Source organism: Vreelandella sulfidaeris Esulfide1, from assembly GCF_054072535.1.
Genome location: NZ_CM133364.1, coordinates 1,479,561 through 1,491,289, shown reverse-complemented (window position 1 = coordinate 1,491,289; position 11,729 = coordinate 1,479,561). Strand labels below are relative to the sequence as shown.

Genomic DNA, 11,729 nt, shown 5'->3' with positions numbered 1-11,729 from the left:
AATTATACAATAGCTTATAAAGCTATTAAGCGCGGGAGACGTACTCGCCGCTGCGCGTATCAATTTTCAATACTTCGCCCTGATTGATAAACAACGGTACGCGCACAACAGCACCGGATGAGAGCGTTGCTGGCTTAGAGCCGCCTTGTGCCGTATCGCCTTTCAAACCTGGGTCAGTTTCAACGACTTCCAGCTCAATGAAATTAGGCGGAGTGACGGAAATCGCCTTGTCGTTCCATAACGTAATGGTATAAGGCACCTGCTCCTTTAGCCATTTCTCGGTATCACCCAAGGCTTTCTTTTCCACTGCGTATTGCTCGAAGGAGCCATCCGTCTTCATGAAATGCCACATATCACCATCGTTATAGAGGTATTCCATTTCCAAATCCATGACATCGGCGCCTTCCAACGAGTCACCGGATTTGAAGGTACGCTCACCCACACGGCCAGTCATCAAGTTACGCAGCTTAACGCGGTTAAATGCCTGTCCCTTGCCAGGCTTGACCAGCTCGTTCTCAACGATCGAGCAGGGATCGCCGTCGAGCATTACTTTCAAACCGCCTTTGAATTCGTTGGTAGAATAGTTCGCCATACTGCCTCTCAATAGTCTGTTTAAATCTATAGTCTGTATAAATCTATGATGGCGAATCTGCGCTTCGCCATCGATAGCGTCATTGCTAAGTGCGCGCATGATAACCCGAAGGAGGGCTTTTTTGCAGGAGAACATTATTATCACTGGTAAGCACGTTTCTGCCCAGGTACCTACCTCATGGCAGCAGCAGCTTTCCCAGGCGATCCGCGACCCCGTCACCCTGTGCAAGCGTCTAGGTTTAAGCAGCCAATGGCTGCCTGGTGCTCACGCTGGACATCGGCTATTTGATATTTGCGTGCCCGACGCTTATTTAGCGCGCATTGTACCAAATGACCCGCAGGATCCTCTGCTTCTCCAGGTGCTGCCCACCGGCGATGAAACACAAACATCGCCTGGGTATGTAACGGATCCGTTGGAAGAGGCCGACCATCGTCCCGCTAAAGGGCTCATTCATAAATACGCCAATCGCGTGCTATTGATTGCAAGCCCCGCCTGCGCGATCAACTGCCGCTACTGTTTTCGTCGTCATTTTCCGTATAGCGATAACTCACCTTCCCGGTCGCAGTGGCAGGAAGCGCTCGATTACTTACGCAACGACACAACTATTCACGAGGCGATTCTCTCCGGCGGGGACCCGCTGGCGGCTAGCGATCGGCAGCTTGCCTGGCTGGTCGATCAGCTGGAAAGCATCCCCCACCTCAAACGGCTACGCATTCATACTCGCTTACCCGTGGTGATTCCTGACCGGGTGGATGACGCGCTGCTCGGCTGGCTAAACAAAACCCGCTTACAAAAAGTCGTTGTACTGCATATCAATCACGCCAATGAAATTGACCAGGCGGTGATAGATGCTTGCCAACGCCTAAAGCAAGCAGGCGCGACGCTACTCAACCAGAGTGTGTTGCTGCGCAATGTGAACGACAGTGCCGGGATCCTAGCCGCGCTTTCTGAACGGCTATTTGAAGCGGGTATTCTGCCCTACTACCTGCATGTGCTAGACCCCGTTCAGGGCGCTGCCCATTTTGATGTGCCCGACAGTGAAGCTCGCGCGTTGGTAGCCCAGCTGCGCGATCATTTACCGGGGTTCTTAATGCCCCGCTTGGTGCGGGAAATTCCTGGCAAAGAGAGCAAAACCCCGCTTTAAAACTGCTTACTCAGCGCCCAAAAATTCAATCGCCTGACGGGTGGCGGGCCACATGACGCTACCGTGGGTTTCGCCAGGAAAGAGGGTAAAACCAACCTCCAGGTTACGTTGCTGAGTGCTGAGCCACTCGGCAACGCTCTGGGCATTATCCACCATGGCTCTGGCCTGCATCCGCCGATCGCGGGGCGTCACAACATCGCCGCTGGCGGGTTGCTCAAGCTCGCCCACCCCTATCAGTAGGCGAGTGCCACTGGGTATGGCAGCTAGCGATGAGGTTTGCTGGGCTAACGACGCTAGCGGCCTTTCACCGTACCACCAAAGCGATGGGCTGATGGCTATATAGCGATCAAAACTTGATGGCTGGGTGAGTAACGCGTGCAGTACGAACAAACCACCTAACGAGTGTCCGAAGATCGCTTCTTGCTCAGTATTGATAGCAAAGCGTCGATTAATTTCCGGCTTTAGGTGGCCTTCTATAAAGCTAAGAAAGCGATCAGCGCCACCATGGGGACGCTGTTGAAAGTCGTTTTCCGCCACATTGCCAGTAGGCAGCAAAGGGGTAAAGTCTTCAACACGACGCTCCTTGTTGAAGCGTTCGGTGTCCGGGTAGCCAACCGCCACGATCATCAGCGCATCACTTTCGCCGTCCGGCCCTTGGCGGGTCAGCGTATCGCGGGCTGCCTGAACAAGGGCAAACCGGGCATTGCCATCCAATAGATACATGACCGAGTAGCCAGTTTCGGGCGGTGGCGAATCGGGAATAGATACCTGTATTAAATAGTCCTGACCGGTTGTCGGCGATACCAGCGAAAATTCCAGGGTCCCAGGCAAGCTGACCTCCCCGGGTATCGAACTATAAGCCATGGATGGCACCCAGCACACGAGGAGAAGCAGCCAGTACTGCAGCTGTCGACACGCCGTTTGCAAACGCAAAACGCGCCACGGTTGCCCGTGGCGCTTTATCAAACCCTCAGAAGTCATAGCGTAGCGATGCCACCACATTGGCCGGGGCCCCCGGCATGTTGAAGGTATTCACGCCGCCTACCCGGTTATAGTAATCGTGATCCAGCAGGTTATTGATGTTGAGCTGACCACTGAGCTGCGACGTAAAGTCATAGCCGATCATGGCATCGACCACCGCATAGCCTGGCGCCTCGACCCCGCTGCTGGACTCGAAATCGCTCATGGCGGTAACGCCGCCGCCTATGCGTAAGCCGCCCAAGGTATCGCCAGCGAAGTCGTACTGCGTCCATAGATTAACAACGTTATGGGGCATCAGTAGAAAGATACCGTCTTCGCGATCCGATGAGCTGCGCTCCACGTTAGTATCCAGATAGGTGTAGCCGGCAATAATATCCCACTGATCGGTGATGCTTCCGTTAATCTCGAATTCAGCACCTTGAATGCGCATTTTACCGACTGCTTCGACGTAGCTGGCACCTGTATCTGCAGGAGCGGCCGCGCGGTTTTTATCGTAGAGCCTGAAGGCGCTAATACGCGCGTTCAAATCACCGCCCATATAACTACCCTTAACGCCCGCTTCGTACTGATCCCCTTCCCGAGGATCAAGTAAATCACCGTCAGCGTCGTAAGCAGTCTGAGGCTTGAATACCTGCGAGTAGCTAGCATAGAGCGAGTGGTGATCGTCCAGATCGAAGACCAAACCGGCGTATGGCGTCACTTTGGTGTCGCTACGGTTTTGTTGGGTCTCTGTCGCTAGATCGCTGTAATCCACGTCGTAATGGCTAACCCGGCCACCAGCGATCAGCGCCAGTGGCTGAAGAGGACGCAGGGTCAGCTTGCCGTAAATACCCGTCTCTTCAAGAGTGGTATCGTCATAAGAGTAGCCACGGCCGCTGCTACGCGCGGTATCCAAAATATCGACATAGGCGAGCGAGTTGAGCTCATCAAGCGTCACGCGCCCGCCAGCAACGTTACGCGAGCGCCCCGCTTCCATTTCGGTATCAAAGCGCTTGTAGTCACTGCCCACGACGAACTCGCTGACATTACCAAAGGCCGAAAACGGCTGACTATAGCTTGCATCCACCGCGAGGGATTGCTGATCGATCACGCTGCCCGTGCCCGCCACGGCAAGCGTATCGTTGGCATTCAGCGCACTGCCACCAAACGCGTAGTTATAATCGGCGTTACGGTTCGAGTAACGCGCGGCCACACGTCCAAATCCGGCGGTATCAAAGCGATGGGTTAGCTCCGCAATCCAGTCGTTAGAGTGGCTGTTGAAGTCGTTCCAGTCAGCGCCGTAGAAATCCGAGCGCGCCCCATAAAGCAGTTCGCCCCGGCTGCCGACCGGGTGGCCGTTATTTACCGTGATATCCTTGGTATTGTGAATATAACCAAGCCCTAGCATGGTGGCATCATCCAGGTCTATATCCACGGCAGCATAGAGGTCGTTCTGGTCATTATCGTTATTATCCACAAACTGCCCATGCTCTGTATGGTCAATCACCAGTCGCCCACGTACACGCCCGTTTGCATCTAGAGGCCCAGACAGATCCACTTGGCCTGCGCGCTGGTGATCGCTGCCCAGGCTGCCAGTCACATGGCCTTGAAAATCACGAGTGGGACGTTTACGCACCAGGTTTACGATGCCACCCATCTCGCTGGTGCTATCAAACAGGCCCGACGGTCCGCGCATGATCTCAACACGGTCGAAGGCAAATAACGTCGGCACCGAGCCCGTAATACTGGTCATGGGCGCGGGAAGACCGTCGATACTGACCTGGTCATATTCATAGCCGCGTGCGTATATGGAAGACCGGCCATTATCATTGGAAAGCACACGCATGCCCGGCGTTCGACGGCCCAGTTGATCAAGTGTGGTAAAGTTTTGATCTTCAATGGCTTCACGCGTCACCACGCTCACTGATTGAGGAATATCACGCAGTGACGCAGGCGTTTTAGTGCCCACGGTGGCGGCATCGGCGCTGTACCCGCCCGTTACTTCAGAAGGCAGCATTTCATAAAGACGATTGCCTTGGACCGTAACGGTGTCCAGTCGCGTTGCTTCTTCGACGGCCTGAGCCAATACGTTAGGAGCGAAACTGAGTATGACGGCCGTGCTGCCAATGGCTGCGGCTGAACGATAATGACGCTTCTCTCTTGATGCCATGCTGCTTCCCCTTAATGTCTCTGTAACCACCTCGGTTTGCGAATGAGAATCCATTGCAATAAAATCAGTGGCAGCGCATTATGGCATCCGGTTTCACGACATGCCTTTGCAAACACCGCAATTTGCTTTGCAAATACGGCAAAACGCGATAACAGCCAGCATGCCAAGATGTTTAATAAACCTTGATAATAGAAGGGTTAGATGGGAGGACCTTCACACCAGCCGGAAATCAGCGCTACCGACTTACAGCAACTTTCGGCTTCGCTCGTCAAGCGACAACGCTTGGACGCGCCCTCTTGGGACCATCGCTCAGCGCTGCTGACAGGCCGCATGTGGGTAAGTGAACTTGAGCCGGGGATGCAGCTACGATTGGCGGATATTCAGGATCGATTTGGACTAACAAGTCAGGCGGTGCTTCCTGAAGGAATTAAGATCGCCCTCGTGATCGCAGGCAATGCTCACGTGCGCTATGGCGATTTTGAGGCCTCCTTAGGACCACAGGCCACCCACACTGGCTTATTGGTTACGCTCCCCTCGGCAACTAATTTTGAGCGCCGTGGACAAGCAGGCGATTATGAACGCACGCTAACGCTAAGCCTGTCACCAGCGTGGGCTGCTCGTCATGGCTATCAAGCAGTCATGACAGCCTCGCATGATGCCCCGCAGGCAGCCTACTGGTTGCCCTCAGCGGGTTTATTAGCATTGGCCTCACGGCTGTTCACGCTGCAACCTACCGATATTGGCCACCCTGCTTACCGGCTGCAGCTGGTGGGATTTGCCATGGCGCTGGCCGGTGAAGCGCTGGCTGGCGCGTATCCTTCTCCCGCCATGCTCACTTCTCCCCCTAGCCCCGACCGCCGTCTGGCTCGATTAATGAGTATGGTAGATAGCGGCCAAGCAAGAGGAGTGAAACAGGCAGAGCTGGCTCACCAATTAGGCATGAGTTTGAGCAACCTTCAGCGTCGCTTTCACCACCAACATGGCGAGGCCTTAGGCAGTTTTTTACGCCGCCATCATCTTTCGCTGGCCCGAGACGCCATGGCACGCGAGGCGATGAGTATCGAAACGGCGGCGGCACTGGCTGGCTATACCAGCGCCACCAACTTTGCTACCGCTTTCAAACGCGAGTTTGGCACCCGGCCCAGCGATCACCAAAAAGCATCTACCTTTATTCCTTGCCAAAAAATAGTGATCAATAAAGCACTGGATGCCTCGTTATAAACATCGTTATAAAAGCCTGCTATAAAAGCCCGTTATAAAAGATCGTAGTCAAGGTGAGCAGTTCTTAGAAAAGATTAAATCCGCATGACGAAATCAATAAATATCATAAACTTAAATAAAATTGCACTAAAGTCGAAAAAGTATCAATTTCTGCTAACGTTATAGAGTTAACTATTCTGACGTTGCATCAGCCTCAATGTCAGATATTTCATTCACCTGGAGGCCGTCACGTTATGTTTGCATCTCTTTCGTCAAGATTAGGGGCTATGTTGCTTTTAATAGCATCACTGGTGGGATTAGCCATCGCTCTCTATGCGTATTTAACCCCTCTTACCGGCGTTACGGGGACGCTCGGCGCGCTGGTGGCCGTGTTGGCCTGTATCGCGCTTGCTATTCTGGCGCTCCTTCTTGCCGTAGTAACGGGGCGCGGCACGTCCATTGCACTGCGTGTGCTCATTCTAGTAGGGCTCGCGGGCACTTTTTTCGCTGCCATGTTGCTGCACCAGTGGTGGCTCTGCGCTGCCATGGTGGTCGGTCTGATCGGCCTGATTATCGATATGGCTCGTCCGTCTCACCGAGCCCGTGTTACCCATTCCTGAGGAGCCGTCCATGCCAATATTGACCACCCCTAAACAGCGCTTGGGCACGGCCACCGCCCTGGCAATCTGCCTTACTCCATTACCATTACTGGCTCAAGAACAACCAGCGGAACAGGAGAATCCGGCTGCTGAGCAAGAGCAGCAAGAGCAGCAAGAGCAGCAAGAGCAGCAAGAGCAGCAAGAGCAGCAAGAGCAGCAAGAAGAGGTTAGCGCTGCTCCGCCCATACCGTTAGTGCCTGAAGAGCCCACCTGGGATAGCTTTCACGGTCAGCTTAATGCTCAGAAATATAGCCAACTGGATCAGATCAATGCCGACAATGTAGGCGAACTAGAGAAAGTCTGGGAGATTCATACTGGTGACGTCTCCGATGGCTCGGGCGAACTACCAGCCACCGTTTGGTCTGCCACACCGGTATTTGCCAATGACACACTCTATATCGGCACTCCTTTTTATCGAGTGCTGGCGCTCAATCCGGCCACGGGTGAAGAGAAGTGGAGTTTTGATACACAATCCGCTCTAGAAGCGTTGACCCAGCCTGTTTTGAAGAATCGCGGGGTCGCCTACTGGCAGGCTGATGAGCCAGTGGAGGGCGAGTCCTGCCAAAAAATTATTTATATGGGCACCATGGACGCCCAACTTTTCGCACTGGATGCTGATAGCGGCGAACTGTGTGAAAATTTTGCCAATAATGGCGTGCTCGACGTCAACCAGTGGAACGACACCAACGACAAGTGGCCGTTGTCGCTATTGCAGCCCCCTACGGTGGTCGGTGACCGTTTGATTCTTGGTTGGGCAGGTATGGATTGGGCCTATGAACAAACCCCTCCCGGTACCGTTTTCTCGATTAATGCCCGCACCGGCGAACGTGAATGGACCTTCCAGGCGCTTAGCGATGAGGTGCGCGAGCAAAGCGGTACCGCCAATGTCTGGACACATATGTCCGCCGACGAGGAACTCGGCTTGGTCTACCTACCGGTTTCCTCTCCATCACCGAACTTCTGGGGCGGCAACCGTACTGAAGAAGTGCCGTTAGCCACCTCGACTACCGCCTTGGATATCGAGACGGGCGAAGTGGTGTGGTCACGTCAATGGGTTCATCACGACATCTGGGATTACGATATTAACGCCGCGCCAACGTTAATGGACATTACCGTTGATGGCGAAGAAATACCGGCACTAATCCAGGCGACTAAGATGGGCTTTTTGTTTGTCGTTAACCGTGAAACCGGCGAAGACGTGTGGCCGATTGAGGAGCGTCCGGTACCGCAAGGGGATGGTAATATTGAAGGTGAGGTTTATGCCGCTACCCAGCCTTTCCCAACCAAGCCGGCACCACTGCTTGATCAGTCAGAAAAACCTGAGGTTTGGGCGTTAGCCGATGCTGTCAGTTTCGGTGAGTGTTCCGCTCTTTGGGAAAATCTCGACTATAGAGGCCTATACACCCCACCCACCACCGAAGGTGCAGGGACCATGGGCTACCCCATCACTGCCGGCGGCGTACAGTGGGGTGGTGTGGCTTTTGATCCTGAAAGCCAAACCGCCATCGTCAATACCTCGCATATTGTCCAAAGCCTGAAACTCTATAGTCGTGAGGTTTATGACTCAGCCAGTAGAGCTTCGGGTAACGAGAGTGGCTTTGCCTCCCAGGAAGGCGCTCCCTACGGTATTCTTCTTGAAGTTGCCCTGAACAGGTTCGGCATGCCCTGCTGGGAGCCGCCTTTTGGCGAGCTTGTAGCGCTTGATATGACCACTGGCGATGTAAAATGGCGCCGTCCGGTGGGTGCATCACAGCAGTATGGGTTCTTTATGCCCGATAGCTGGGGTTCACCCACCATTGGTGGTCCGGCGGTAACGGCGGGCAATATCATCTTTATCGGCGCATCCATGGATGCCAAGGTCCGTGCCTACTCGCTTGAAACCGGTGAGGAACTCTGGTCGGATCAGGTCGAAGCGCCGTCTGTCTCGAATCCGGCGGTTTATAAGTATGAGGGTCGCCAGTACGTCGCCTTTATTGGCGGCGGCAATACCATCCTGAAGGAAGAGGTGGGTGACCATATCGCGGTTTACGCTCTACCTGAATAAAGTAAGGTGAGGCAATAGACAACAATCAGGGCGGCCTTAGGGCCGCCCTGATTGTTTGGACTAACTCGCATATCACCCAGGTGCTTAACTTAGTTCGCTGGCCTGCCTCTTGGCACGTTTCGCAAGCATGTCGTTAGTGCGCTTAACGCCAAACCGAATTAACGGTGCTAACAGCCATAGCAGGGGTACTAAAAACCAGCGGTAGACAAACCGCACCAGAATCAATGCTGGCAATAGCACAATCAACCACACAAGGAATTGACTGAGCCACACTGGCCAACCAAGCCAGCTTGAAAGATTAGCGCCAAGCGCGCTTACCAAGCTGGGATGACGAATAACCACATAGGCAGTGCCTGCCACCGCAGCGACTTTGGCCATTCGGGGCAACGCCGCAAAACGGCCTCCCGTTATCAGTACCCCTTGGCGTAAACTCGTGCGAGCACCCTGGGCTTCAATGCTGCTTAACCTTGCGGCGCGAGCAGCCCTACCCGCACGCAGCACTTTGACGGTGCTGGCCATGACCAGTATATCCACACCAGCCCAACCTATATCCCCCGCGCCAATCTCTTCGCCCTGACGCCATTGGCTTTCCAAATCGCGTAGCCCGCTGGTAAAAAAATCACCGACACCCGCTACCACGCGCTCGCCTTGTAACCACGCCACCTCATTTTGGTCATTTACCACAAACTGGTTAAGCAGTGCGTGACCATTGGCGTCAAGCAGGGCAATACCCATCTGCCCGCGGCGGTGCGGGGTGAACTCACCGTCAGCGTCTCCCTCCGCATCGCTCCACCAGCGGCTAAGCTGCTGATAGTGCTCGCCAATCCAGTGCTGCGCTCGCAGCGTGGCTACATCGTGGGTACGAAAATAGCTGATGGGTAGCACGGTATCTGCACCAAAACGCGTTAACACCTTCTGAAACTGAGGTGATAAGCCATACTCAACCAACACCTCACGGGCCACATCGCCATAACGCAAAATAGCCAGTGATGCACTCATCCATAGCGCCTCATTTTCAGCGTAGCTGAGAAAGAGCGCGTTGAGCTCAGGCGACTCTTGTTTGAGTGATGACGCCAATACAGGAAGCGCCCGCTGCGCTTCAAGGCGAACCAACTTAGTTTCAAACGGCTCGTGGGAGGCCACGGCTGACGCTAGCCCTGCGATGACTACCGCGCTCACCACTATAATCAGCCAGGGCCGCATCGCTATACACCTCGATAAATCGTACTTGGTCTGTTTAACCCAGCGTTTCCGCTGTTACGTTCGCTGCGACAGGCTGGATGGAGTGATGACGATTAATAGCGCTGAGCACCCCCTTCATCGAGGCGCTGGTGATGCTTTCATCAGTCCCCACACCGAAGACCGCTTTACCATCAATACGTACCTCCACGTAAGCGATTGCTTCGGCGTCAGCCCCCTGCCCACGGGAATGCTCGTGGTAATCGATAATTTCTACATCGTGCCCGGCGGCAGCGAGTGATTTAATAAAAGCGGCTAGCGGGCCATTGCCCTCGCCTTTTAGCGTTTGTCGGCTGCCATCGGTTTCGACTATCGCCTCTAATGTCACCTTGGGGCTCTCAGGCTCCGAGGAAAGGCGATGACTCACCAAGCCAAAGGGCATGCGCTTCTCCAGATACTCATCCGAGAATGCCTGATAAATCATCTGCGAGGTGATCTCTTTACCGGTGCGTTCAGCTACTTCCTGTACGACCTGACTGAATTCAATGGAAAGCCGACGCGGCAGTTCGATGCCGTGCTCCTGTTCAAGCAGGTACGAAACACCGCCTTTACCCGATTGGCTATTAACGCGGATCACCGCTTCATAGCTACGGCCTACATCCAGCGGATCGATTGGCAAATAGGGCACATCCCAAACGGCATCAGGATTAGCGCGACGATCTGCGATGCCTTTTTTGATAGCGTCCTGATGAGAGCCGGAGAAAGCGGTAAACACCAAGTCGCCCACATAGGGGTGACGCGGATGTACAGGCAACTGATTGCAGTACTCCACTTCACGCATGATCGGCGTAATATTGGAAAAATCGAGCTGCGGATAAACGCCCTGGGTATACATGTTCATCGCCAGGGTGACGATATCGACATTACCGGTGCGCTCGCCATTGCCAAACAGGGTGCCCTCGACGCGGTCAGCACCAGCCATTAGGGTCAGCTCTGCTGCCGCCACACCTGTACCGCGATCGTTATGGGGATGCACGCTGACAATCAAGTGGTTGCGATTTTTAATATGCCGACAGAACCACTCGATTTGATCGGCATAATTATTCGGCGTGGCGACTTCTACCGTGGCAGGCAAGTTAACGATCATACGCTTATCGGCACTGGCCCCGTAGGTATCCATTACCGCTTCGACGATTTCAACGGCAAAATCCATTTCGGTCGTGGTGAAAAGCTCCGGCGAGTATTGAAACGTCCAGTTGGTTTCCGGTGCAGCGTCCATGTGCGTGCTAATCTGCTGGGTAGCCTCCACAGCGATTTGTACGCACTCAGCTTTGTCCACGTTAAATACTACACGGCGGAACATGGGGTCAGTGGCGTTATAGACGTGAACGATGGCATTCTTGGCGCCCTGTAGCGCCTCAAAGGTGCGGTCAATCAAGTGCGGGCGGGCCTGAGTCAGCACTTGAATAGTCACATCCTCAGGAATTTTATTCTGCTCAATCAGCGAGCGTACAAAATCGAAGTCGGTTTGTGAGGCGGAGGGGAACCCCACTTCTATTTGTTTAAAACCAATGCTGAGCAGCATATCGAATAAGCGCTGCTTGCGTTCCTGATCCATTGGATCGATCAGCGATTGATTGCCATCGCGAAGATCAACGCTGCACCAAATAGGGGCCTTTTCAATGCGCTGGTTAGGCCACTGGCGATCGGGTAAATCAACGGCCACAAAGGGGCGGTACTTTTTGGCAGGATCGGTCAACATCATGGCGGCTCTCCTAAAA

At 54.0% G+C, this 11,729-nt stretch carries 9 protein-coding genes; 4 read left to right on the top strand and 5 right to left on the bottom strand.

Going from position 1 to position 11,729, the window contains the following annotated elements; all coding sequences use genetic code 11:
* Positions 1 to 25: 25 nt before the first annotated feature.
* Complete coding sequence (gene efp / locus ACW44H_RS06830; protein ID WP_113268226.1) at positions 26 to 592, bottom strand: elongation factor P; 567 nt, start codon at positions 590 to 592, stop codon at positions 26 to 28.
* A gap of 121 nt (positions 593 to 713) precedes the next feature.
* Here efp and epmB point away from each other — a divergent pair, with 121 nt between their 5' ends.
* Positions 714 to 1,736, top strand: a complete 1,023-nt coding sequence (gene epmB / locus ACW44H_RS06825) for an EF-P beta-lysylation protein EpmB (protein WP_457507979.1) — start codon at positions 714 to 716, stop codon at positions 1,734 to 1,736.
* A gap of 6 nt (positions 1,737 to 1,742) precedes the next feature.
* On the opposite strand, the gene ACW44H_RS06820 is transcribed toward epmB, so the two are convergent.
* Positions 1,743 to 2,600 (bottom strand): alpha/beta hydrolase, encoded by an 858-nt coding sequence (locus ACW44H_RS06820; RefSeq protein ID WP_457507977.1) that lies wholly within the window; start codon positions 2,598 to 2,600, stop codon positions 1,743 to 1,745.
* A 106-nt stretch (positions 2,601 to 2,706) separates the two neighbouring features.
* On the bottom strand, positions 2,707 to 4,866 hold the full coding sequence (locus ACW44H_RS06815) for a TonB-dependent siderophore receptor (protein ID WP_457507975.1): 2,160 nt from the start codon (positions 4,864 to 4,866) through the stop codon (positions 2,707 to 2,709).
* 201 nt (positions 4,867 to 5,067) lie between these two features.
* On the opposite strand from ACW44H_RS06815, the gene ACW44H_RS06810 reads away from it, so the two are divergent.
* From ACW44H_RS06810 to ACW44H_RS06800, 3 genes are all read left to right on the top strand, one after another.
* The gene (locus tag ACW44H_RS06810; RefSeq protein ID WP_457507973.1) at positions 5,068 to 6,087 is read left to right on the top strand and encodes a helix-turn-helix domain-containing protein; all 1,020 of its coding nucleotides are present in this window, start codon (positions 5,068 to 5,070) and stop codon (positions 6,085 to 6,087) included.
* Between the two features lie 266 nt (positions 6,088 to 6,353).
* A complete protein-coding gene (locus ACW44H_RS06805; RefSeq protein ID WP_241524528.1) occupies positions 6,354 to 6,686 on the top strand; it encodes a hypothetical protein in 333 nt (110 codons plus the stop codon).
* Positions 6,687 to 6,696: 10 nt separating this feature from the next.
* Positions 6,697 to 8,769, top strand: a complete 2,073-nt coding sequence (locus tag ACW44H_RS06800; RefSeq protein ID WP_457507971.1) for a pyrroloquinoline quinone-dependent dehydrogenase — start codon at positions 6,697 to 6,699, stop codon at positions 8,767 to 8,769.
* Positions 8,770 to 8,853: 84 nt separating this feature from the next.
* Here the strand turns inward: ACW44H_RS06800 and ACW44H_RS06795 are convergent, their stop codons facing one another.
* Entirely contained in the window at positions 8,854 to 9,972 is a 1,119-nt protein-coding gene (locus tag ACW44H_RS06795; protein WP_457507969.1) for a hypothetical protein, read from the bottom strand.
* A 34-nt stretch (positions 9,973 to 10,006) separates the two neighbouring features.
* Positions 10,007 to 11,713, bottom strand: coding sequence for a 2-isopropylmalate synthase (gene leuA / locus ACW44H_RS06790; RefSeq protein WP_457507967.1), 1,707 nt, complete (start codon positions 11,711 to 11,713; stop codon positions 10,007 to 10,009).
* Between the last annotated feature and the right edge of the window lie 16 nt (positions 11,714 to 11,729).

Excerpts from the sequence above, each read along its gene's own strand:
- efp (WP_113268226.1), bottom strand. The coding sequence starts at position 592 with ATGGCGAACTATTCTACCAACGAATTCAAAGGCGGTTTGAAAGTAATG.
- ACW44H_RS06820 (WP_457507977.1), bottom strand. The coding sequence starts at position 2,600 with ATGGCTTATAGTTCGATACCCGGGGAGGTCAGCTTGCCTGGGACCCTG.
- ACW44H_RS06815 (WP_457507975.1), bottom strand. The coding sequence starts at position 4,866 with ATGGCATCAAGAGAGAAGCGTCATTATCGTTCAGCCGCAGCCATTGGC.
- ACW44H_RS06810 (WP_457507973.1), top strand. The coding sequence starts at position 5,068 with ATGGGAGGACCTTCACACCAGCCGGAAATCAGCGCTACCGACTTACAG.
- ACW44H_RS06805 (WP_241524528.1), top strand. The coding sequence starts at position 6,354 with ATGTTGCTTTTAATAGCATCACTGGTGGGATTAGCCATCGCTCTCTAT.
- ACW44H_RS06800 (WP_457507971.1), top strand. The coding sequence starts at position 6,697 with ATGCCAATATTGACCACCCCTAAACAGCGCTTGGGCACGGCCACCGCC.
- ACW44H_RS06795 (WP_457507969.1), bottom strand. The coding sequence starts at position 9,972 with ATGCGGCCCTGGCTGATTATAGTGGTGAGCGCGGTAGTCATCGCAGGG.
- leuA (WP_457507967.1), bottom strand. The coding sequence starts at position 11,713 with ATGATGTTGACCGATCCTGCCAAAAAGTACCGCCCCTTTGTGGCCGTT.